The sequence below is a fragment of the Clostridium sp. CM039 genome (assembly GCF_055081075.1).
Window position 1 is genome coordinate 85317 of the sequence record NZ_CM143649.1, and the last position, 24084, is coordinate 109400.

19 protein-coding genes are annotated in these 24084 nt (G+C 31.4%); 16 read left to right on the plus strand and 3 right to left on the minus strand.

Annotated elements, in window-relative coordinates; genetic code table 11:
• Positions 1 to 3 precede the first annotated feature (3 nt).
• The 9 genes from ACWJJ2_RS00300 (at position 4) to ACWJJ2_RS00340 (ending at position 6741) form a co-directional block, all read left to right on the plus strand.
• Positions 4 to 531 (plus strand): PilN domain-containing protein, encoded by a 528-nt coding sequence (locus tag ACWJJ2_RS00300; protein WP_220286009.1) that lies wholly within the window; start codon positions 4 to 6, stop codon positions 529 to 531.
• Between the two features lie 28 nt (positions 532 to 559).
• A complete protein-coding gene (locus tag ACWJJ2_RS00305) occupies positions 560 to 1246 on the plus strand; it encodes a hypothetical protein (RefSeq protein ID WP_220286008.1) in 687 nt (228 codons plus the stop codon).
• A gap of 14 nt (positions 1247 to 1260) precedes the next feature.
• Positions 1261 to 2610, plus strand: a complete 1350-nt coding sequence (locus tag ACWJJ2_RS00310; protein WP_462953703.1) for a DUF7305 domain-containing protein — start codon at positions 1261 to 1263, stop codon at positions 2608 to 2610.
• A gap of 27 nt (positions 2611 to 2637) precedes the next feature.
• Positions 2638 to 3012, plus strand: coding sequence for a type II secretion system protein (locus tag ACWJJ2_RS00315; RefSeq protein WP_216301698.1), 375 nt, complete (start codon positions 2638 to 2640; stop codon positions 3010 to 3012).
• A gap of 6 nt (positions 3013 to 3018) precedes the next feature.
• A complete protein-coding gene (locus ACWJJ2_RS00320) occupies positions 3019 to 3549 on the plus strand; it encodes a PulJ/GspJ family protein (RefSeq protein WP_216301699.1) in 531 nt (176 codons plus the stop codon).
• A 244-nt stretch (positions 3550 to 3793) separates the two neighbouring features.
• Positions 3794 to 4126: a DUF3267 domain-containing protein gene (locus tag ACWJJ2_RS00325; protein WP_216301700.1), complete on the plus strand. Its 333-nt coding sequence runs from the start codon at positions 3794 to 3796 to the stop codon at positions 4124 to 4126.
• A gap of 308 nt (positions 4127 to 4434) precedes the next feature.
• Positions 4435 to 4827 carry a prepilin-type N-terminal cleavage/methylation domain-containing protein gene (locus ACWJJ2_RS00330; protein WP_290441233.1) on the plus strand — a complete coding sequence of 131 codons (393 nt, stop codon included), beginning with the start codon at positions 4435 to 4437 and terminating at the stop codon, positions 4825 to 4827.
• 316 nt (positions 4828 to 5143) lie between these two features.
• Complete coding sequence (locus tag ACWJJ2_RS00335) at positions 5144 to 5920, plus strand: prepilin peptidase (protein WP_462953704.1); 777 nt, start codon at positions 5144 to 5146, stop codon at positions 5918 to 5920.
• A 182-nt stretch (positions 5921 to 6102) separates the two neighbouring features.
• Entirely contained in the window at positions 6103 to 6741 is a 639-nt protein-coding gene (locus ACWJJ2_RS00340) for a hypothetical protein (RefSeq protein ID WP_165411984.1), read from the plus strand.
• A 103-nt stretch (positions 6742 to 6844) separates the two neighbouring features.
• Here ACWJJ2_RS00340 and ACWJJ2_RS00345 read toward each other — a convergent pair whose 3' ends face one another.
• Positions 6845 to 8074 carry a 6-phosphofructokinase gene (locus tag ACWJJ2_RS00345; RefSeq protein WP_216301702.1) on the minus strand — a complete coding sequence of 410 codons (1230 nt, stop codon included), beginning with the start codon at positions 8072 to 8074 and terminating at the stop codon, positions 6845 to 6847.
• A 281-nt stretch (positions 8075 to 8355) separates the two neighbouring features.
• On the opposite strand from ACWJJ2_RS00345, the gene ACWJJ2_RS00350 reads away from it, so the two are divergent.
• From ACWJJ2_RS00350 to ACWJJ2_RS00360, 3 genes are all read left to right on the plus strand, one after another.
• The gene (locus ACWJJ2_RS00350; RefSeq protein ID WP_462953705.1) at positions 8356 to 10668 is read left to right on the plus strand and encodes a VIT and vWA domain-containing protein; all 2313 of its coding nucleotides are present in this window, start codon (positions 8356 to 8358) and stop codon (positions 10666 to 10668) included.
• Positions 10669 to 10774: 106 nt separating this feature from the next.
• Positions 10775 to 11524 carry a hypothetical protein gene (locus ACWJJ2_RS00355; protein ID WP_216301704.1) on the plus strand — a complete coding sequence of 250 codons (750 nt, stop codon included), beginning with the start codon at positions 10775 to 10777 and terminating at the stop codon, positions 11522 to 11524.
• Positions 11525 to 11680: 156 nt separating this feature from the next.
• Positions 11681 to 12295, plus strand: coding sequence for a GerMN domain-containing protein (locus ACWJJ2_RS00360; RefSeq protein ID WP_462953706.1), 615 nt, complete (start codon positions 11681 to 11683; stop codon positions 12293 to 12295).
• Between the two features lie 618 nt (positions 12296 to 12913).
• Here ACWJJ2_RS00360 and ltaE read toward each other — a convergent pair.
• The gene (gene ltaE / locus ACWJJ2_RS00365) at positions 12914 to 13951 is read right to left on the minus strand and encodes a low-specificity L-threonine aldolase (RefSeq protein ID WP_462953707.1); all 1038 of its coding nucleotides are present in this window, start codon (positions 13949 to 13951) and stop codon (positions 12914 to 12916) included.
• A 144-nt stretch (positions 13952 to 14095) separates the two neighbouring features.
• Between ltaE and ACWJJ2_RS00370 the strand changes: the two genes are divergently transcribed.
• From ACWJJ2_RS00370 to radA, 4 genes are all read left to right on the plus strand, one after another.
• On the plus strand, positions 14096 to 15478 hold the full coding sequence (locus ACWJJ2_RS00370) for a metallophosphoesterase family protein (RefSeq protein ID WP_462953708.1): 1383 nt from the start codon (positions 14096 to 14098) through the stop codon (positions 15476 to 15478).
• 13 nt (positions 15479 to 15491) lie between these two features.
• Entirely contained in the window at positions 15492 to 18323 is a 2832-nt protein-coding gene (locus tag ACWJJ2_RS00375) for an AAA family ATPase (protein WP_216301707.1), read from the plus strand.
• Positions 18324 to 18459: 136 nt separating this feature from the next.
• Complete coding sequence (locus tag ACWJJ2_RS00380) at positions 18460 to 20457, plus strand: DNA topoisomerase (protein WP_216301812.1); 1998 nt, start codon at positions 18460 to 18462, stop codon at positions 20455 to 20457.
• A 90-nt stretch (positions 20458 to 20547) separates the two neighbouring features.
• Positions 20548 to 21933: a DNA repair protein RadA gene (radA, locus tag ACWJJ2_RS00385; protein WP_216301708.1), complete on the plus strand. Its 1386-nt coding sequence runs from the start codon at positions 20548 to 20550 to the stop codon at positions 21931 to 21933.
• Between the two features lie 215 nt (positions 21934 to 22148).
• Here the strand turns inward: radA and ACWJJ2_RS00390 are convergent, their stop codons facing one another.
• On the minus strand, positions 22149 to 23909 hold the full coding sequence (locus ACWJJ2_RS00390; protein WP_462953709.1) for a phosphoenolpyruvate carboxykinase: 1761 nt from the start codon (positions 23907 to 23909) through the stop codon (positions 22149 to 22151).
• Positions 23910 to 24084: the final 175 nt, after the last annotated feature.

A 24084-nucleotide genomic window follows, 5' to 3' on the forward strand; every position in this document is an offset into this window, starting at 1 on the left:
CTCATGTCTGAATTAAATTTAATACCCTACGAACTAAAGGTTAAAAGAGAGAGGAAATTAAAAGCCAAGAACTATATTTCCATGGGAATTATAGTTCTTGCAATACTCTTTACAATTGTATATGTCCCGAAGCTTTATTTGAATAAGCTTATTTCAGATGAATCGGATTTTAAAACTGAAATTGCTGACAATTACGAAGTCGTTCAAGAAAACAAAAAGATTTTGTCAGATATTAAAAACTATAACTTATATAATAATGAAGTAGATTTATTAATAAAGCAAAAGGTAAGTGTCACAAACAAAATTAAAAATCTTGAAAAATATATTCCGGTTGATGTATCACTTACAGATATTAATTATTCAAAGGGAACAATAATGATAGGTGGAGCTTCAACAAATTATGCTTCAATTAGCACTTTTGCTGCAAATCTTCAAATGTCAGTTGAGTATCCAATAGCTAAAATTGGTAACATAAATAACTCTGATATTAAGACAAAAGGGTATACATTTACTATAGAGATAAGTGAATAGAAATATTTAGAATTTTGAGGTGATTTTATTGAGCAGTTTTAGTAAGAGAGAGAAACTTCTGGTTATAGTAGGAACCATTTTAGTAATCTTGTATCCATATTACAATCTTTTTCTAAAACCAATAAGTCAAAAAATAAAGATTGTAAATCAAAGCATAAGCGATAAAAAGATAGAATGTGATTCGATTGAAAAATTTAATGGTTCAAATATAAGTAATACTGAAAAGCTAGAAGATATTAAAAATATATATAATGAATCAGTAAAGGTGCTTCCTGAAAATGAAAGAAATCCTGAGATATCTTATAGCATAAATACTTTTGCCGCTAAGAATAAAATTAAACTAATTTCTGTTGCCTTTGGGCAAAGTGTAAATTATTCTTCCAAAAATAGTGTGAATAATTCTGCAAACATCACTGCAAATGCCAATGAAGTAGATAGTTCTATTGACAGTACAAATCATAAATTAATGTTTGTGCCAGTAACAGTTATAATTAACGGTGATTATTCATCTGTTTTAAGTTTCATTAGTGACATAGAAGGGGATAGTAGATTGGCTGAGATAGTTGATATAAGTATGTCTTCAACACAGGGAGAAAGCAAGGGGACACAAGCAACTATTGTTTTGAACTACTATTCTACTGAAGGTACTATTAAAAACAAACCAAGCTATGATTTTAAGGATGATAATGTTGGGAAAAGTAATTTGTTTAATTAAGGGGCTTGATATTAGTGTCTAGGAGCAGAAATATAAAGTTACAAAGGAATAAGGGATCTTCTTTATTACTGGTAATTGCTATAGTTGGTGTTTTACTTATCTTGTGTTCGGCTTTAGGAACTAGTGTAGTTTGGGAAGCTAACAATGCAAGAAATCAAGAAAAAAAGACACAAGCATATTATATAGCAAGAGCGGGGGCGGAAGCCGCGGCTAAATATATAGAATCTATGAACAGTAAGGATGTGAGTACATTGGTATCTCAACTTCCACTCCATTCTGATAATACTATTTTTGGTAATGGTTATTTCAACATAACAATACCGGCTATAACAAATGGAAAATTACTAATTAAATCAACAGGTAAAGTTAATAATGGTAAAGACTACGGTGGAAGTCCAAAATATATTACAGATACAGTTACAGTTGTTCTTAAAAATACTATATCACCTACAATCATTACTACAGCTATTTTTGCTAATAGTAGTATTATTCTTAATGGCGGTAGTGTGGATGGAGATATTGGGACCAACTCTATAGCTGCTAATTCAATTAAGTATTATAAGGATGTAATTACGAGCGGTCATAAAATTATAATTCCTAATACTGGGAACAATGGTGAATTAGAAGGTGCAGTAGTAAAAAAGCAAGGAAATTGGATTAAACTTGTACCCGTAGAGAATTCACCTAACACTGTTGTTGGAAATTACCCAACGCCAGTTATGCCAAGATTCCCAAATGGTCTTGCAAATATGGGTAATATTACGATTAATGGTGCTAGTAGCGTAAATATTAGCACTGATGGATGTTATGAAAAAATTGAAATATTAGATGACACTACTCTAACTATTAATACAAGTACAGGGGATAGAAATATAAGAATAAAAAATTTAAACATGAAACAAGGTAGAATTGTAATTACTGGAGGTAATAAAGTTAATCTATATGTGGACTATTGTACTAACCTAAAAGGATATGTTAACAGCGATGGAAAATTAAATGGAGATAAAAACAAATTACAATTTTATTGTAACAATACTACTCCATTTACTATGGATGCTGAAACTCATATTTATGGTTCTGTAACATGGGGCACAGGGGAGATTATATTAACTGGATCAGGTGCGATTATAGGAAATTTGACCTCCATAGGAACATCCATTCTTTTTGATGGTGGAAGCTTTTTAGGTTCACAAATTTTATATGCACCTAATGCAGATATTACTTTAAATAGTGGAAAGATTACAGGCGCTGTTATTGGAAATACAGTTACCGTCACTAATAGCGGATTTGTAATAAAGTTACCTAGCGATCTGCCACCTTTATCTGTTAATTCAGATAGATACGAAATCTCCTATTGGAAATAAAAAAAATTATTTTTAGGAAGTGAGTTTATGAAAACTGTTTCAAAACAAAGCGGGGTTACATTAGTAGAAGAAATCGCTTCGCTTGCAATAATTTCAATAGTATTAGTTACATTTTTACCAGTTATTACAGGTAGCTTAAAAAATATTCATGTTAATGGTAATAGGACTATAAATGTTTCTTCTGCTGAAAATATAATTGGGAATGCAATAAAAGGTAATTCGACTACAGGTGTAGTTCAAACAAGCAAGATGATTCCAATGACGTTGAAAAATTCTGAGGGCATAATGATACTAACACCTGGAAGCATTAAAGGTACGGTGTTTACTTTTGATAAAAGTGGCGACAACCAAACAACGCTATCTACCTTTGTTCCGTTGGATGAAGCGCTTAGAGGAGAGTAATATTAAATGAATCAAAATAAGGGCTTTCATAAAAAGGGATTTACACTATTGGAATTGGTTGTAACAATTCCAATAATGATAATGGCTATAGCTTTAATTTTTTCTATTGGAGATTTTGGAAATAGATATTTCAAAAAAACTAATATACAAATGAATAATCAACAAGTTGTTAGACTAGTTGGAGATTATATTAAAAAAGATATTAGAAGTGCTAAAATAATAAATAGTGACAAAACAATTGTTAAAGAACAAAATGTGAATGTTAATTATTATGTATTAGCATACACAGGTAATCACTTAGTAAAGCAAGTAAGGAAAAATAGTGATGAAACTTTAGTTAGTGAAATAACCATAGGTGATATGCTAACAGATTTATCTTTTTTGACTGCTACGGATAAGGGGATGCTAAAGTATAAAGTAACAAATAATGCTAACGGACAAAATTATAGTGTAACATATGAAGTTGTACTTGATAACATAAGTACGGTTGTGTTACCTAGTGCCAGTACACCAATTATATATTATGCAAATAATTAAAGTAATAAATAATAAAAATAGTTTAACAATTTAAAGACATGTCAACACTTTCAAAAGAGGTGATGGCATGTCTTTTAAAATTACGTGGAAAACGCATGTAATATGCATTTTAATAACATTTATAACCGTAAAGCTCCTGGGGAGTAGCGCAAATAACATACTAGATAATTTCTTTCTAAAACCTTTTATTTTTTACCCAACGTCAAACTTAATCATTAATTTTTACATATATGTGTTGCTTCTTATGATTCCTATATCAATTGTCCATGAGAGTATACATGGATTAGCATTTTTAGCTTTTGGTGGTAAAGTTAGGTATGGATTCAAAGGCATTTATGCATATACCCAGGAAATATCTGAGCTACCTATAGATCGCACTAAATTTCTAATCATCCTTATGGCACCTTTAACAGTACTATCTATTATAACATTATTGCTACCTATTTGGCTGGGAGGTATAATATTCCTGATTAATTTACTAGGAGCTTCAGGGGACTTGTATATGTCTTTTAAGCTAATAAGGTATGACTTTAATAGTAAAATAGTTGATAAAAAATATGGATTTGATGTAGTGTAGGAAAGCCATGGGTTGAAATAGCAGTCCATAGCGTTCCTATTTTTTTAATAGCATCTAGATTTCTTTTACTTAACTAATGTGAGCAGAAACTGATGCATGCAAATATGTATATAAATAATAAATAAGGATAACATTGTAAATATAACCATGGTAGTCAGTTTATAGTTCTTCTATAAATTGGCTACTTATTTATGGAAGAAATACAGAGTCCTATAAAGCGGGTCTCACATGTAAAACTCAACTCAATTAAAAGTTATTAGCTCTCAAAAGGAGTTAAAATAAAAAGATAACAAAAGGGGAAACAAAGAATGATGAAAAATGTTAAAAAGAAAAAAGGATTTACCCTAATTGAACTAATAATTGTAATTTCAATTATTGGGATTTTAGCGGCAATTGCGGTGCCTAAGTTTAGTGGGGTACAAAAGGATGCTAAAGCAAAAGTTGATGTAGCTAGCGCAAAGGTTATTGGTGATGCCACAAATACTCTTATTGCTAAGGATGGCATAACAAAAGCAACTTACTTTAAACCAAGTCATTTAGGCAAAGAAATAACGGATTATCTTCAAGTAGAGCCTGATGTTAAGGCAGTTACTGATGGTGAGTTTTTTGTTGAAATCGATGGTAATGACAATGTTTTTGTTACAGTTGGTGGCGCCCAGTTGTATCCTAAACAAAAGGGAGTTTATCCTCCCGCAAAATAATAAGCATATCTGTAGTCTTATTTATTTGTCCAAAGTTTTAATGACTTTGGACTTTGGACTTTGAATTATTAGACATTCACAAGATTACGTTGCATTAATATTTGAAAAAACTTTATATTAAAGTAATCCTCCTAAAACATCTTATTTTGTGGATTTAATTATCATTAATTTATATTTTGAATGTTATTATTTGCTTATATATGTTACAGTAATAATGAAAATAAATACAATAGAGTTAAAAACTTATATTAAAATAGATTAATATAAATGCTTCTTTGTATTTAAATATAAAAGCAAATTCAAGGAGGTTCTACCTATGGAAAGTATTTTCGGAATAATTATTTTTATCTTAGGATTATTAATAGGAAGTTTTTTAAATGTATGTATATATAGAATTCCAAAAGGAGAAAATATAGCATACCCAGCATCGCACTGTACTTCTTGTGGCAGTGATATTAAACCTTATGATCTTATACCAGTATTCAGTTGGATTTTTTTAAGGGGCAAATGTAGAAATTGCGGAGAGAGGATATCTAGCAGATATGCACTGGTAGAAATTACAACAGCTATATTTTTTTTATTAACTTATTTTCAATATGGAGCCAGTATTTATCTAGCACGGTATTTAATACTTATACCTTTTTTAATAGTTATAGCTATGATAGATTATGATACTATGGAAGTATATACCACTACAATATGGTTGGCTGTTGCTATGGGTATTGTTTTACTAGGAGTGAATATCTACATGGGACAATCAATAGTTACCTACATTTATGGAGGGATACTCGGAGCAGGTACAATTACCTTTATTATATTATTGTCAAAACTTATTCTTGGGACAGAGGGTATGGGTTGGGGAGATGCAGAGATTTGCGGGCTTTGTGGTTTGTTTTTAGGGTTTAAACTAACCATTGCGATGATGTTCTTTTCTTTTATAATTGGGGGAATCATTGGTGTTTATTTAATGAGATTCAAGAAAAAGAATGGTAGAGCAGAAATGCCCTTTGGTCCATCTATTATAATAGCCGCTTTTTTAATGATAATTTGGGGTGATAAAATTTTAAACTGGTACTTGAATTTAATTTTATAATTAACTGTAAAATTTCAAATATTTGCAAATGACAGTCTAAACATAAGGACTTTAATGAAAACTAGAGGATTACTCGAATAGTTTAGGTAATCGCTAAACTACCTAGAATGGCGACCTTTGGCTCTTGTGAATAAAAGTTGTATAATAAGTCATAACTGAATCGGTTATGGAAGGTTGATAATATGCAAAACATTTTGCAGAACATGAATAATAGAGGAAAGGAAAAACCCATGAAGGCTAAAAAAAGTGATTATCTTCAAAAAATTTACGAGAAAAATACTAGTACAGGAAATTATGTTATACAGGTAGCTATAGATAAATACACTGACATATTTAATGAATGGGATCGTGCTCCTTTTAGAAAAAGAGATATGGATCCGGATTTAGCACTTTTTCTTGAAAACTGTTTTGAAGATATTCCGGCTAAACATGGAGTAGATATATGTTTCTACTTACCTAAAGAGGGAAAAGATGTAACCAGAGAAGAATTGTTAATTGCAGGTATTAAAACTTATTATTCCTTTTATTTGCATCAAGAAATTAGAGTTTTAAAGGGGAATTATAGTAGGTTATTCAAATATTTAGTTTCATCATTTAGTTTACTAGCAATGTCTATTTTTTTAGGTACAATAGTTGGTGAAAACATAATCTTAGAAACATTGCAACAAGGATTTAACATAGGCGGCTGGGTATTTTTATGGGAAGTTATTTCAATAGTAATATTTAGAGGACGCGAAGTTAGTTCTGAAATTAATAAATACCAGAGATTTTTAAATTCATTAATTTATTTTAAATATGGTAATGAGAACCCGTTATCATAGGATAGTTAAAAGCTAAAAAGGTAGATATTTCTGCAACAGCAAAAATATCTACCTTTTTTATTACCTTTAGGAAATATTAAACTAACCTTGTTACGGTTTTGTTTTAAAATTTAAAGGATTCTTCTAAAAATGTATATTTAGGAAGACCATTTTCTATTGATATTTTTGGTTCCCCCATTATTAATGGCAAGGTGTATTCGTATGCGTCGCGCGTAACATTATTACCTTCCGAATTTATCCATTCCAAAGGGAAGTATTTTATGTTATTTGCAACATGTACAGTATCGAGCGCAAAAGTTGCAGAGGTGTAAGGATCGTTTGAAAGTCTTCTTATACCTATCATATTTCCGCTTATTCCATCTATAGAATAAATAGCAGCGGCTTTTCCTACTTCATATGCTTCATCAATATCTGTTTGAGATGCACAGTGCATTGAACAACGTTGAGTTGTAGAAAGTTCTAAAACTCTAACTTTTTCAGCGGTACTCGTAGTTAAAATTAAATCCTTAAGGTAGGCACAAACACCACCTAATTGAACATGACCAAATTTATCGAGGCATGTTGCTCCCATTTCACCTAAGAATTTACCTTCTTTAGTTCGGATGCCCTCAGATACTACTACGAAAACATGATTTTTTTCAGTAAGTTTTTTACTGACATCTTTCAAAAATTTCTCTACATCAAAAGCTACTTCTGGTAGATATATAAAATCCGCGGCAGGTTTACCGTTAATAGTTGCAAGGCAAGCACTAGCAGCGAGCCACCCAGTATCACGTCCCATAGTTTCAAGTATGAAAACCCCTTTTGCAGGATAAACACTGGCATCTAGGAAGTTTTCAAGAACTTGAGTGGCAATTAGTTTAGCTGCGCTTCCAAAGCCTGGGGTATGATCCATAATTGGTAGATCATTATCTATTGTTTTAGGAATGCCAATAAATTTTATATCCTTATTATGCTCAGTTGCGTAAACGCTAAATTTATGAACAGTATCTTGTGAATCATTCCCCCCGATATAGAAGAATGTTTTTATTTCATATTCTTCTAATATTTCAAAGAGTTTTATGTATTCCTCGGTGCTTTTTTCAAATGGTTTTAATTTATATCTGCAAGAACCAAGACCAGAGGAAGGCGTGTATTTTAATCCTTTAACATCATCATAGTTAATGGTGGATAGGTTTACAATGTGGTTGTCTAAAATACCTTGTATTCCATATATACCAGCATAAACATTATCATAATAGTGAGAATTTATATTTGCGTCTAGTAATCCTATAGCACTAGCATTTATTACGGAAGTTGGACCTCCTGATTGCGCTACGATACAATTTTTCATTAGAGAATCTCCCCTTTCAATAGAACTTAAATTAATAGTATGTTCTTATAGCACATACCTATTTATTATAATGCACATAAAAACAAATAACAAGCCAGTATTATAGCGTAACAGGTGATGTTAAAAAAAAAGACGAAAATCTATAGAACTATTAGAAGTTTCGTTTAATAATAAAATTGTTGCAAAAATTCGAAGACTAATTTTGAAATTAATGATAAAATATATATATAATATTTTAAAAATTCTGTGAAGTTTTTGGTATTAAAATCAGGAGGGATACAATGTCGATTAATAAAAATAAACATAAAAAAGAATTGAAAAATAATATAATTTTAAAAGAAGTTAATATAAGAGGAAATTTATGTGGGGAATTTGCGGAGTATACTATTGACCATGTATATGAGAATAAAGGAAGCAATAATGTAGAAGCAATTTATACTTTCCCAATTCCAGATGGAGCTGTAATATCTGGTTTTGAAGCAGTGCTTGGCGGTAGGACTATAAAGGGATTAATACAAGATAAGGAAGAAGCAAATAAACTATACGAAAATCTTAAGGGAAAAGATAATAACACTTTTATGCTGGAAGAATTTAAAGATAATATAGTTAGAATATTTATTGGCAAGATAATTACTAATGAAGTTGTGAAAATTAAAGTGTCTTATATAGAAGAACTTAGTTATGAAAATAGAAACTTAAAATTAATTATTCCAACTATAATAACTCCAATAAATCTTTCTACTAATAATAATTTACTATCTAATAAAGATAGTAGCACCAATGAAAATTATAAGTTCACTTTAAGCCTATTAGTTGAATCCTTAACAAAATTAAAATTTAAATGTTCTTCGCATAAACTCAAGGTTGAATATGAAGAAAATAATTTATATAAAGTAACGTTAGATGGAAAAAATCAAAAAATGGATCAAGATTTAGAAATAATACTAGAAGAGCAAGAAAAATTAGAAACTACAGGAATGATATATGATTATCCGAGAGATGATAAGGGGATTTTATATTTAAGGTTTATACCAGAGATTGAAATAGAACAAAAACCGACTGGAGAAAATTATATATTGCTGTTGGATATATCAATGGATGAAGATAAGTTAATAGAAGGTAAAAATGCGCTTCAACTATGTTTAAGAAATTTAACACTAGGAGATACCTTTAATATTGCAGCGTTTGGAGATAAGCTTAGTTACTTCTCTAAAGAGATGAGGGTTGAGTTTAACGAAGAAAATTTAAGCAGTGCTAGCAAGTGGATTGAAGAACTTACAACAGAAAAAGATGCAGCAATTTTTGATGCAATAAAATATGCACTACTTGGGAAAAGTGAAAAAGAAGAAAATATAATATTCTTATTTACAGATGATGTGGTTGAAAATGAAAAAGAAATATTGAATTTTGTGGAAGAGAACATTAAAGAAAGCCGAATATTTACTTTTGGAATAGATACTTCAGTAAACAGTTATTTCATAAATAAATTAGCTCGTATTAGCTATGGTGCCGCAGAAGTTATTTCCCCAGATGAGAGAATTGAAGATAAGGTGCTTAGACAATTTAATAGAATTAAAAATCCTCAAATTACTGACATTGAAATTGATTGGGGTAAAATGAATGTGGAAACAACATTCCCAAGAACTATTGAATATATGTATGATAAAGAACCATTTTCAATTTTTGCTAAAATTAAAGGAGAAGTGGGCGGGGTTGTAACTTTAAAAGGAAAAGTTGGTAACAATAGAATTCAAAGAATAATTATGCTTAATGAACTTGAACTAGAAGAAAATGTGAATTTAATTGAAAAAATGTGGTACAAAAAACGTATAGAATCTCTTCAACACAGAGTCAAGTATGAACGAGGGGAACTTCGTGATGCAATGAGCAATAAAATTGTTGAAATTTCTAAAAAGGTTGGTATAATTTGCAAAGAAACTTCTTTTATTCTTTATGAAGAGATGGAAGATCCAATAATAGGAATAAGAATAAGAGAGATTTTACCCGTTAAAACAACGAAAAAATTAGGGATTTCCTGTGAAAGTTTAGATGAAGACTCTGAATCAACAGCATTTTATTATAAAGATTTATTAAAACTAAAAGAAGGCAATGATAAATATTCTAATTTTCAAAGAAATGAGTTATTAAGGATTTTGGCGTCGAACCAATTTGCCAGCGGAGCTTTTGGTATTAATGTGGAAGATAAATTAGAAAAAAATATAAAATACACTGTAAAAGCTATATTAGCATTTATCATAGGCAGTGAAGACACTAAGAAGTATACTAATCAATTAAATAAATCTATAGAATTTTTAAATGGAGCATTAGGAAAGAATGATTTAGAAATAAACAAAGAAGAATACCTAAATTTATTGTTAGTTTTTAAATTGGCTATTAAAAAGAATATAGCACTATCTTTTCACAAAGAAAATATTGATAAGAAAATTAATGAAATCAAAGAAAAATTTGAATTGCAGAATGTTGATGTAATTGAAATGCAAGATGAATTTATTAATAGGTTAAGGGAAAGTTCTAATGAGCCTAAAGACACACTTAATTTTATAATTGACACCGCTATTTTAAAAACTGTTTAAAATTCACTAGAGTTTTTAAGTATTAGGCACATGGAAATAAATAAGTAGTCAGGATATACTGACTACTTATTTTTATGAATCAACCTAAGAATAAGGAAGTAAGGCAATGATAAATGAAAATATAAAAGATTTAGAGTATGGCAGGTCAGAAATAATTGAAAAAAGAAATAGCATAAGAAAGAAATTTATAGTAAGATCTATTAATGTAAAAAATGGAAATATACAATGCATGTCAAATGAGGATTTGAAAATTTTATTCTATTTGTATGATGAAGAATTTTTTTATGATTACTTTAGTAAAAGATTCAAAGGGAGCTTAATTTTTTCATTATCCACTAGGATGACTTCTGCTGCAGGAAAAACTATGTATAGTAGAAAGATAAAACTATTGCAGGAAGCAGAAGAAAGTTATGAAATCAGGATGGGAATAAAATTCTTTTTTCAGTATTATAAGGTAGACAGAGACAAAATAGTATCTGGTATAAATACAAAAGATTCCTTAGAGGCATTCCAAATAGTATTAGAACATGAATTATGCCATTTAATTGAACTACATATTTATAAAGAATCTAGTTGCAAAAAACTTAGGTTTAAAACTATGGTTAATAACTTATTTGCCCATACGGATGTGTATCACCAATTGCCAAGTCAAAAGGAGGTAATTTCACAAAAATACGGTTTAATAATAGGACAAAAGGTGAGTTTTGTGAATGCAGGTAAAAAATATAGTGGGTTCATTTATAAAATAAATAAAAGAGCAATAGTTATGGTGAAGGATTCAAAAGGCACTTATAGAGATGGATATGGAAATGCATATACTAAATGGTATGTACAATTAGAGAAACTTAATTTTTAAAAAAGATTGTCACATAACATCATAATTTATGATATAATTAGAAATAATTGCTAACGAAATTAAGATGTTTTTATATTTTGTCAACGATTAATATAATAAGCAAAATCAATACGTGTAGCATGTGCTACATGAGATGTAAATAGGAAGGTGACAAAAATGAAGAGGACTCTTTCAGTAATATTATGTAGTGTGGTAATATTTACATTGGTCGCTTGTGGGAAATCTGAGGTAAAAAAAGAGGAGCCAAAAGCAGTTACTAAAGTAGAAACTAAATCAGAACCTAAAGAAGAAACTAAATCAGAACCTAAAGAAGAAACTAAATCAGAGCCTAAAGAAGAAGTGAAAAGTAGTGAAGTGCTGCTGTATTTTAGTGATGATCAAGCTATGTACTTAGTAGGAGAGAAAAGAAATATAACAAAGCCTACAGCTAAATCTATCGTAGAGGAATTAGTAAAAGGACCTAGTGCAATGAGCGAAGGAGCAGGAAAATTGTATGCAACATTGCCTGTTAGAGCACAAGTACTAGATGTGCAGATTAAAGAACATATAGCTTATGTTGATTTTAAAGGTAACTTAAGTGAGAAAATGCAGGGTGGCTCTGCAGGTGAGGGAATGGCTTTATTTTCAATAATAAACACATTGGTTTTAGATAAGGAATTAGGAATAACAAAGGTTCAATTTCTTGTTGACGGGAAAAAGGTAGATACTATCAAAGGCCATTATGATGTTAGTAAACCTATGAGTGAAAATAAAGAAATGATAAAAAAATAATACCCACAAGGTTTCAGATTTATAGATTACTGAAAAACAAAAAGGCAAGTTTATTATAAATACATTTAAACAAATAACAAGTCAATATGCTAGCCTATTTGACTTGTTATTTATTTTCATGTACCTAATAACTTGCCTTTTAACCCTAGGGATTATTTGACAACTTAGAACAGTCTTCGCTACAACCCATATACATACCTACACACCTATTTGTAATCTTTCAACAACATACAAGCATTACAGCACATATATACATCTTTGCTCGACAATATAGAACACCTTGGGAGCCAAAAACAATCTCTCGATTAAGAATAACCCCTAGTTATAAGTTAATAAAACCTGCGGCAACCTATATCATCTTAGCTCGAATATTACACATCCGGGAGAACCATATATATACGGTTAGGCACATATCCAGCTGTTAAGAACCCATAATAATCTTCCCTCCAGCATATACAAAACCTTAGCAGATCTCGCATACACCTTTGGCCGAATACTCTAAAGCCATTTCCAGCCTACGAGCACTCTAGACTCAACCATAATAAATCATCTACTAAGATTATTGTATGCTTTTTTTTATTTATTATACTATAAGGCATAATAAATAAATTATAAAAATTAGCCAAGAGTAAGAATTTCTTTCAGAGAGGATATAACAAATTCAACATCTTTATCAGAAACCCAATTGTGAGTAACAAAACGCATTAATCCATCTTCTTCTCCATTAATTTTTATTCCTCTATTGTAGAATTTCTCTACTAATTTATCGCTACTAAATCCAGTACTCCTCATATCAAAGAATAGCATATTAATATGGATATATTCCTTATTGACTACTATGCCAGGGATTTTTGACAATTCTTCGCCTAGAACTATAGCATTTTTATGATCTATTTTAAGTTGTGGAATCATCTCACAAAGTGCTACAAGGCCTGCTGCAGCTAGAATACCGGATTGCCTTAAACCTCCACCTAAAACTTTTCTTTTCTTTCTTGCCTTATCAATAAAAATTTTACTGCCCGCAAGCATAGAACCTATAGGTGCACAAAGAGCTTTGGATAGGCAAAACATAACAGAATCACAATACTTAGTAATTTCTTTTGCATCCACATCTAAGTAAGCAGAAGCATTAAAAAGCCTTGCTCCATCTAAGTGAACAGGTACTTCATGCCCTTTTGCCAAGGTGTAAATTTTTTTCATTGTACTTAGAGGTATTACTGTACCGAAGGAATGAGCATTTTCTATGCATATAAGGCCTGTACTAGGATAATGAATGTCTTCTTCCTCTTTTCTGATTTTAGATTCAATTTCTTTAGGATCTAATTCACCCTTATTGCTCATTAGAGTTCTAAGCTGAACCCCAGCAATTATTGATGCACCAGCAACTTCATGCATTACTATATGGCAATCATCACCAAGAATTACTTCATTACCCCTAGTGCAATGAGTAAAAAGTGCTAGTTGATTACCCATTGTACCACTTGGTACAAATAGCGCAGCTTCTTTGCCAACAAGTTTAGCAGCATACTCTTCTAGTGTTTTTACAGTTGGATCATCTCCATAAACATCATCTCCAACTTCAGCTGTGAACATAGCTTGTCTCATATTTTGTGTAGGCTGCGTTACTGTATCACTTCTTAAATCTATAAATTTCATTTTAATAACCTCCCTAAAATATTTATAGATACTATTATAACTTAAATTTTTTTATATTGTAGGGAATAATAAAATCTTAATGGAGTAGTAGTAATATTACTTTTGGTTTTTATGGTAAAATCTATATTAGGGGGTGGTAAAGTAATGAGTGGAACATTTCGATTTATTCATGCTGCAGACTTGCATTTAGGTTCCTTTCTTAATATAAATGGGAAACCACAGGAGGAAATTCAAGGCTTGTGTAAAGACGCTGTCTATGATGCCTTTGAAAGGATATGTAATAAAGCTATTTCATACAAGGTAGATTTTATATTACTTTGTGGAGACGTTTATGATAGCTATTTAAGATCAGTAAGAGGAAATAGTTTTTTTATTAATCAATGCGAAAGACTAAATGAAAAAGATATAAGTGTATATGCTATTTACGGTAATCACGATGCTATAAATGATGCACAGGAATTATTTGCTATGCCACAAAATGTTCATATATTAAGCGCTGATAAAGCAGAGAGTTTTGTGGTATACAAAGAAGGGAAAGTTATAGCAAAAATTATTGGGAAATCTTATAAGCATCGATCCGAAAGAGAAAAAATATATGAAAACTATTTATTGGATAATGATGTTTTTAATATTGCAATGCTACATACTGCTTTAGAAGGGGATAATAAAAATTATGTTCCTTGCACTTTGGAGGAACTTAAGGTGGTGCCTAATATAGATTATTGGGCTCTAGGTCATATTCATAAACTAAGTATTTTAAGCACTATGAAACCTATTATAGCTTTCCCAGGGATTCCTCAAGGGCGTGATATGGGAGAACAGGGAGTAGGGGGAGTTTTCTTAGTTACAGCATGCAAGAAAGAAATTGCCCATATGGAATTCATACCTGTAGCAACAGTTATGTATAAAAGGGTAGAAGTAATAATAGGTGATGAGAATGAAATAGAAAATTATAGTGATTTACTTCGAGTAATTTACGATAAGATAAGTAGTTTAACATATAGTCTTCCTGAAATTTATAGCGAGATTGTTCCTTTAAATGAAGATACATATTCTAAGGAAAGTACGCCTTTAAACGAAGATCTATTGGATGAATTTAAAGGCTATATTGTGAAGCTTATAATAAAAGGAAGAACAGATATGCACGGTGATATAAATAACATGACGGAAGATGATTATAAGCAGTTTATAGAGGATATAAATGAAGAACTGGTCGCCCAAAAATATTTTCTGTGGATAGATTCCATAATATTTAGAACCAAACCACTTATGCAGGATTTTGAAAGTCTAAAAATGCAAAACTCTATTTTTAAGGATTTAGATGAAATAATTAGCTTATATACTGAGGACCCTGAGCATAAAAACCAACTTGCAAAAAATTGGGGATCCATTTGGAAAAAACAAATTTATACAGAAAATATAGATGAAGATAAATTTGATTTTGATGAAGAGATTATGCAGGATATTATATCACAAGCTAGAGAATTGCTTATTGAAAAATTGGCAGAAGCTTTAGAAATAATGTAGGGGTGGTGAGAATTTGAAAATAACACAGCTAGATATTAGAGATTTTGGCGTGTTTCAAGGTGAAAAACTGGAAGACTTGGGTAGCGGCATAATAGTTATTGGTGGTGCAAATAGATCTGGTAAAACTACCTTAATGCAGGTACTTAGAAATATCCCCTTTGGGTTTTCAAAGAATAGCGGTATACCCCCAGCTAAATTCCAATACAATGTACGATGTGATTTATTATTAGATGATGGAAATGGCGTAAATGTACTTTTAAAAGGATTTAGTAATCCGGAGATAGTTTATAATAATGCTACAGACAATAAAGCTAATAAAGGGTTATATAATATAGATAAATCAGCCTACAGAGAACTCTTTACCATAAGTCTTGATGAACTCAATAAAAGCTCTGGCAAGGAAGATAGTAACCTACAGTCTATGCTACTGGGTGCAGGTTTTAAGCATATTGCAAAAATTCCTGGAGTTGCTAAAGAGTTAAGGGAAAAAGCTAATACAATCGGTGGAACTCGTGGAAATCCATCAACTAAAATGTTTAAGCCCTTCACGGAGAATATTAAAAAAGGCGTAGAGGGAAGGAAAAAATCCATATCCATGTTAGATACTTTTGCTGAAAAGAAAAATAGCTTGTCCCATCTTCAGGCTACCATAATTTCAAAGGAGAAGCAGCTTGAGATTAGCAATAATAATATAATTAAATTAGACATTTTAAGGCACAATTACGAGCTTAACCAAGACAGAAAAAATATTGAGGGTGAGCTTCAAACATATTTTTTTAGTCATAGTGATATAAAGGAATATAATATAGAAAAAGCAAAGACCCTAAAAACTCAATATATTAAAGAGTTAGAACAGTACAATAATGACAACAATGGATTTCAAAGAGAAATAATCACAGAGAAACCTATGAAAGAATTGCTTTTAGGTAGCAAGGATTTAATTAGTGATTTTTATAATGGAATATCAGGCATTAAGGAAATGAACAAGAACCTACTAAGTGAAAAAAATGAGTATTATGAGAAAACACAGTTATTAATGAATAAAATTAAAAAATCAAATGATAACTGGTCTAGTTTTAAAGGTATTTCAGAGATTAATTGTGATGAGGTGCAACAGTGCATTTTAATACAGAATATTGAAAAATTTAAAAAGGCAGAATACGATAGAGCACTTTGTGATAAAAGAAGTGGAGACCTCAAAATCCAAAGGGAGATCTTAGAAAAACAAATAGTAACCTGCGATTCTGCAACTTATATGAAAAAGTATTTTTATCTTACAATATCTTTTATGATTTTAGGCTTGGCATTATTTTTTATAGATAAATTGCTTGGGTGTTCACTAATAATAATTGGGGCAATAGGATCAGCCCTATATTTGTTTATAAATTACTCAAATAGCAAACTAATTATAAATAGAAATATAGAAATTAAAACTCAGATAGAGAATAGATCAGGTGATATCAGTAATAATTCCCAGGAAATAATAAGCTTAGATGAGGATTTAAGAGAACTAAACAACATAATGGACGAGTATAGGGACATTCTAAAGCTTGATGGAAGAGTCTCAGTAGAAGGTATCAAGGATTATTTTAAAACCGTGTCTTATTTAAAGGATGAAATATCGGAGTACTATTTATTAAAGAAAAAACTAAGCAGTCACTTTAATACCCTTAATGAATCTTTAAGTAGTATTGGTGAGGTGCTTAAAAAATTTACTGAGTTTAATACTAAAAATCCAGAGGAAATAAATTTAGATAATATTGAAAATATTTGTAGCGACATACTGCTAAAGTTAGAGGAGTTATATAAGCATTTGATACTGGTGGAAAAAGCCCATGAAAGTTACTTAAAATTAAACATGGTAGAGCATGAAATATTGGGGCTCCTTGGAAGCAATTACTTAGAGGATATAATATTAAATATAGAAAAGTATATAAGTCAGGGAGAAAAGTATATAAAATATTTAAATATGCAGAACGAATTAAAAATTATTCAGGAGAAGTTATTGCAATCGGTAAAAAGCCAGCGTATAAAAAAAATATTATATGATGGGAAAGTAGAAGCTGCGCCCAGTGATGATGCAAATCTATTAAAAATCCTCGAAAATTTATATAGGGAGTATATCAATATAGATGAACTCACTTATGAATATGAGGGATTAAATGCTGAAATTAAAGAATTGATAGGGCAATTGGATATTTTAAAGAATGAAAAACAAACTTTAAAAGATGAACTCCTAGCCTTAAATTCTGATGAGATGTTAGTGCAATACGATAAAGAAATTAGACAGGCAAGAGGCCACTTGCGGCCCCTTGCAGAAAAATATGCTGTTTATAATACAGCAGCTTTATTACTCGAAAAAATCAGAGAAAAGTTTTTAGAAAGTACTAAGGATAAGTTATTAAAAGGAGCTAGTGATATTCTAAGTGAAATAACCTCTGGGGAATACAAAGATATTGTCCCTATGGAAGATTTAATGCAGGGAGACTTTAAAACTGTATTACGAGATGAGAGTGTTAAGGAGAGTTCAAGAGAGTTAAGCAGGGGCACAAAAGAACAATTATTTTTGGCAGTTCGTATAAGCAGAATAAAAGAAATTAAGCCAAGTTTACCAGTGATTTTAGACGATTCCTTTGTTAACTTTGATATTGCACATACGAAAAATACAGTTAAGGCATTAGTACAGCTTTCAAAAACTCATCAGATTTTTGTACTTACCTGTCATGCAACTTTAGTAGAGTTAATAAATGATCTAGAGAAGCAGGCACAATATTTCAAATTAGACAAGGGTAAGTTTGAAAAAATCACAGGGGGAGATTTGAAAAAATATCTAAAAGAACTATAAGTGCATTTCCTTTGAAATAGGTGCGTAAAAAATGGTATAATAGATTGCTTAATACAATTATTAGAGCATGTATTATAGAGTTTGTTAATACTTCAGCTCCGCAGGAGATGATTTAATGGAAAGTGAAGTGGTAATTATTAGTAAGGCGTTATTTATTACAGAGAAACCAAGTGTTGCTGCGGAATTTGCCAAAGTCTTAAAAATAAATGGTAGAAAGTTTGATGGATATATAGAGTCTGATAAAGCTGTTGTTACATGGTGCGTGGGACATCTTGTTACTATGAGTTACCCAGAAAAATATGATGCAAAACTTAAAAAGTGGTCTTTAGATACTTTGCCATTTTTACCTAAAAAGTATAAATATGAAGTTATAGATGGAGTGAAAAAACAATTTAATATAGTTAAAAGCCAACTAATACGTGAAGATATTGATAGAATTTATGTTTGTACAGATTCGGGGCGAGAAGGGGAGTACATATATAGATTAGTAGATGAAATGGCGGGGACTCCTAATAAGCAAAAACGAAGAGTGTGGATAGATTCACAAACGGAAGCTGAGATTATTCGAGGAGTTAAAGAAGCAAAGGATTTGAGTGAATATGATAATTTATCTGAAGCGGCCTATTTAAGAGCAAAAGAGGATTATCTAATGGGAATTAATTTCTCAAGGCTTTTAAGTTTAGTATATGGAAAAACTGTAAGCAATTATCTTGGAAAAAATTATATAGTTATTGCTGTGGGGCGAGTAATGTCTTGTGTGCTTGGAATGGTAGTTCAAAGGGAAAGAGAAGTTCGCGAGTTTGTTGTTACTCCTTTTTATAAGATTATGGTCAGTTTTAAGGTAGATGAAGGTTGTAATTATGAGGGAGAATGGAAAGCCGTAGAAGGTTCTAAGTATTTTGATTCACCTATGCTTTATAATGAGGGTGGGTTCAAAACCAAGGAAACTGCGGAAAAGTTGATGGGAGAACTAAGGGATTCAAGTATAGATGGTAAAGTTTTCGTTGAAAATATTACTAAGAAAAAAGAAAACAAAAATGCTCCGCTGCTTTTTAATTTAGCAGAAATACAAAATGAGTGTTCTAAGAAATTTAAAATAAATCCAGAGCAAACGCTTAGTCACATTCAAGCATTATATGAGAAGAAAATGCTTACATATCCAAGAACGGATGCTAGGGTATTGACTACAGCGATAGCAAAAGAAATAGATGAGAATATAAAAAAATTAACGAAGTTAAATGGAAATGCTGAGATAAATAATATAGCTCAGACTATTTTAGGGAAAAAATGGTATAGTAATATAGCTAAAACAAAATATGTTGATGATAGCAAGGTAACAGATCATTATGCTATTATTCCAACAGGTGAAGGGCTTCAAAACTATTCATCATTAAAGGATATACAAAAGAAAATTTATGACTTAGTGTTACGACGGTTTTTGGCGATTTTTTATCCGCCTGCTGTGTATAGTAAGGTCTCTGTTATAACAAAGATTGACAAAGAAAGATTTTTCACCTCAGACAAGGTGTGCGTTGAACTTGGATATTTGGAGGTTTTAAAACCGGATAGGGATAGCAATGATAGTGAAAGCACAAATATGAAATTTTTGAGTACATTAAAAAAAGGTCAAAGTGTAGAAATTGAAGATTTAGTTGTAAAAGAAGGTAAAACTTCTCCCCCTAAAAGGTTTACCACAGGTTCAATTATTATAGCTATGGAAAATGCAGGTAAGCTAATTGAAGATGAAGAACTAAGAGAACATATAAAAGGGTCAGGTATTGGTACAAGTGCCACTCGTTCAGGGATTTTAACGAAGCTTGAAAAAATAGAATACATTAAATCTAATAATAAAACACAAGTAGTTATGCCTACTCTACTTGGAGAAATTATCTATGATGTGGTGAAAAATTCTATCCCCACGCTTTTAAATCCAGAGTTAACAGCTAGTTGGGAAAAAGGATTAACCATGGTTACTCAAAAAGAAATAGCTGGAGATTTGTACATGGAAAAGCTTGAAAATTATATTATTAAAAATAATGATAGGGTACTTAAACTGAATAATGGACAAAGGCTTAAAAACAATTTTGATATGGTAAGTGGGTTTTACAAAAATTCAAAAGCTAAGGTGGAATAATAGAAAAGATAAGCAGAACGTAAAATATATCTTCTGCTTATCTTTTTTCTGAATTTCACTGATATTATAATTAAAGGGAGATGGCTCTAATTGGCAAAAGATAAAATAATCTATGTTTGTAAAGAGTGTGGGTCACATGCTCCAAAATGGATGGGTAAATGTAATGATTGCGGTGCATGGAATTCATATGAAGAGAAAGTGGTTAAGGCGGGCTCTGCTAAATCAAATACTTTAAATAGTATGGGAACAACAACTAAACCTACAAAACTAAAGGCGGTTGTACAGGCGAACAGTGATAGAATAATTACTGGAGTTTCAGAGTTTGATAGGGTTATGGGTGGAGGAATAGTTAGAGATAGTGTGACTATTATATCTGCTCCCCCAGGGGCGGGAAAGTCTACACTTTTGCTACAACTCGCAAATTCACTGTCATTAAAAGGATATAAAGTTTTATATGCGTCTGGAGAGGAAAGTAATAGCCAAATTAAAAATAGAGCTGACAGAACAGTAAAAGAGATCGCTGATAATTTTTGGGTTGTTTCAGATACAAAGTTAGATGAAATAGTACAACATATAGAAGCTGTCGATGCTGATTTGATAATACTTGACAGTATTCAAACATTCACTTTGGAGGAATATTCAAGTTCGAGGGCTGGTTCTCCTACTCAAGTAATTGAATGCGCCACAGCTTTAAAGGATAAAGCAAAAAATCCAGAGAGGCCAAGAGCTGTTTTTCTGGTTGGGCAAATGACAAAGGCAGACGAGATGGCAGGACCGCGCATATTAGAGCATTTAGTAGACACTGTATTATATATTGAAGGAGAAGATGGAGAAGAGCTAAAACACTTGGTAAGTAAGAAGAATCGTTTCGGAAATACGGAAGAGAGTGGTATGTTTAGGCTTTCGGACATAGGAATGGAAGAGATTACTGATCCTTCTGAGTTTTTTATGACCAAAAGAAATGAGTTGGTTCCAGGAAGTGCCTTAGCTGTTATAAAGGATGGAACAAGACCCATTGTTATAGAAATAGAAAGTCTTGTATCTAAATCTTTTACTCCTTACCCGAGTAGGTTAAGTGAGTGTTTTTCAAGGAAGGAGCAACTGGGAACCCTTATTTCTATTCTTGAAGAAAGGGGAGGGATAGGGCTTTATGATAAGAATGTTATTATAAAAGCAACAGGGGGTCTTAAATTAACTGAAACATCGGTGAATCTTGCTGTAGTTATGAGCATCGCATCTTCTACGCTTAATCATGGGATAGCTACAGATACAGTATTTATTGGAGAACTGGGTCTTACTGGTGAATTAAAAAAAGTCCCATCTTTAGAGCAAAGACTAAAAGAAGTAGACAGGATGGGGTTTAAAAAGGCTTATATACCTCAAAATTGTTTAAAAGCAGGGGTTAAATTTAAGAAATTAAAGGTTATCCCATGTAAAAAATTAACCGATGTTATTGAAAAAGAATTCAAGCAATAATGAAAAGGCCACTGAAATATTTATACATATTTCAGTGGCCTTTTCCGATAGGTCGCGGGTCTGTCCCACCTCTCATTGTTAGCCGCCAGACCGTTCTCTTCCATGGTCGCGCAAGAGCTCCATCTTTGAATATGGAGATGCACAATAGTATGGAACTTCACTTTTCAAGCTCTTATTTGGAGTCACGCAGGAGAAACTTCATACGGATTGCACTCTTATTTTATAATTAATTCAAATAGTTTTTTAGCTGCCTTTTTAGGACCATCTTTTTCTTGTCCTTTTACACCCAAGGAAGTTCTGATTTGTCCAACTTTTACCCCTGTTTTGAAGAATTCGTCAAAATAGTTCACTAGAAGTACATCTACTAGTTCTTGTTTTTGAACAGGACCAAAAGGGTTTGCAAAATAAGAGGTTACAAGACCTAATTCAGTAGTAGTACCTTTTGCCATCCTTGACCCTCTTTTGCAAACATCAATAGCGTCCGCAGGATTCGTAAAGAAATTAATTTCTTCAATATCACAGGTTACTTCTTCATAATTATTTGCATAGAGAAATAAATCTATGGGATAACCCTTAATAATATCTTTATAGCTTGCTACTGGCATAACAAGTCTTGCATTAATTTTATCAGGATTCATAAATATGCTTCTATCAATTTCTTTAAAGGCATAACCTGCATCTAAATCATCGAGTCTTACGAAAGCACCAATTTCAGTTCCAAAGGCTAATGGTTTAGCACCTTCGTTTAGAGTAAGAACGCCCATGTCATCAAAGACTATGGTCATGTCACTGATATAATCTTCACTTAAACTTCTAAAGGCTTCTAAGCATTCAGACTTACCCGCACCGCTATCACCCATGATAACAATATTTGCGCTGTTACCATTATTCATAATAATGTTTACCATTGCGCCATGAATTGGCAGAGAACCGCGTTTAATCATTATTAAGTTATGAAGTGTTAAGGTCATCTTTTTTACATATCCGAAATAATCAATTTCATCGCCATAACTTATATAGCCAAGCATGATATTATTTGCTACATCATCATAAAATACTGTGCTGCCTTTAGAAGAGGAATTTTTAATATTAGAAGAATCTTTACCACCAAAAACAAAAACTATATCTGGCTTAATGCCCCTATATTCGCTTTCACTTGCCATTTCAAAGAGGTTACATAGCGTTATTGCATGGGCCATAAAATCTCTGTGAATATAAATGAATGCAAGTAAAGTGCCTAATTTAGCTGGATAACAAAACCAATGGTCTGTGCTTATAGTACAATTTTTCAATGGGTTTTCAAAGCATTCATTAAAAATTCCATTACGAGTATTCTTTTTAGGGTAGCTTATATAAGGTAAATCTAATATTATTGAATCAATAAATGGAACGTCTTTTAATAGCTCATATCCAGAAGGCATTGGCCAATATGCATTATTAACAATTAGACCAGCATTGCCACCTGCGGGCAGTTGCCTGTAAACCTTAGGTTTATATCCAACAACATTCTCTTCAATTTTTCTGTATAAATTAAGTATAAGCATTGAAAAATCATTGTTAGCTTCAACAAAGCTTGTTTTCTCAAGGCCATCATTGATTTTATTGTTGTGAATTACAGTGTATCTTTCAAGTTTTCTCCAAAAGCCATAGAAATCTTCTATAAAATCAATAAAAGTATCCTTGCTACTTATAAGGGAACTATATTTAGTGTTTAAATTTGTAATCTCATGTACATTTAATACAGATAAGAGTTTAAATAAATGTACAATGAAGACATCTAAATTCTCATTGTCTGTGTGTGCATTTTGGATTAAATATTTATATATATTCGATTTTTTCTTTTTTATTTTTTTGAGATATGCGTTGAAAACCCGTCGAAAGCCAGCACTTTCTAATAGGGTTTCAGGACTATTACAGTATTTTGCAGTGAAATTTATCATTACTTTATCGTTACTTAAAGAAAATTCTTTTTTCAAATTGGCACCTCCATATGTGAGTAGATAATTTTTGCGTTTTAACGAAATGAAATTAATATAAAAAAACATTTCATAAGTGACGGTTGAAACTTGAATACTATAATATAATACTGCAAAAATGAAATATTAACAACACCTAAATTGCATAAATCGTATTTTAATATATTATGCACAT

Bases quoted from the DNA above. Each gene is read 5' to 3' on its own strand.
- ACWJJ2_RS00300 (WP_220286009.1), top strand. From the start codon at position 4: ATGTCTGAATTAAATTTAATACCCTACGAACTAAAGGTTAAAAGAGAG.
- ACWJJ2_RS00315 (WP_216301698.1), top strand. From the start codon at position 2,638: ATGAAAACTGTTTCAAAACAAAGCGGGGTTACATTAGTAGAAGAAATC.
- ACWJJ2_RS00320 (WP_216301699.1), top strand. From the start codon at position 3,019: ATGAATCAAAATAAGGGCTTTCATAAAAAGGGATTTACACTATTGGAA.
- ACWJJ2_RS00325 (WP_216301700.1), top strand. From the start codon at position 3,794: ATGATTCCTATATCAATTGTCCATGAGAGTATACATGGATTAGCATTT.
- ACWJJ2_RS00330 (WP_290441233.1), top strand. From the start codon at position 4,435: ATGATGAAAAATGTTAAAAAGAAAAAAGGATTTACCCTAATTGAACTA.
- ACWJJ2_RS00335 (WP_462953704.1), top strand. From the start codon at position 5,144: ATGGAAAGTATTTTCGGAATAATTATTTTTATCTTAGGATTATTAATA.
- ACWJJ2_RS00340 (WP_165411984.1), top strand. From the start codon at position 6,103: ATGCAAAACATTTTGCAGAACATGAATAATAGAGGAAAGGAAAAACCC.
- ACWJJ2_RS00345 (WP_216301702.1), bottom strand. From the start codon at position 8,074: ATGAAAAATTGTATCGTAGCGCAATCAGGAGGTCCAACTTCCGTAATA.
- ACWJJ2_RS00350 (WP_462953705.1), top strand. From the start codon at position 8,356: ATGTCGATTAATAAAAATAAACATAAAAAAGAATTGAAAAATAATATA.
- ACWJJ2_RS00355 (WP_216301704.1), top strand. From the start codon at position 10,775: ATGATAAATGAAAATATAAAAGATTTAGAGTATGGCAGGTCAGAAATA.
- ACWJJ2_RS00360 (WP_462953706.1), top strand. From the start codon at position 11,681: ATGAAGAGGACTCTTTCAGTAATATTATGTAGTGTGGTAATATTTACA.
- ltaE (WP_462953707.1), bottom strand. From the start codon at position 13,951: ATGAAATTTATAGATTTAAGAAGTGATACAGTAACGCAGCCTACACAA.
- ACWJJ2_RS00370 (WP_462953708.1), top strand. From the start codon at position 14,096: ATGAGTGGAACATTTCGATTTATTCATGCTGCAGACTTGCATTTAGGT.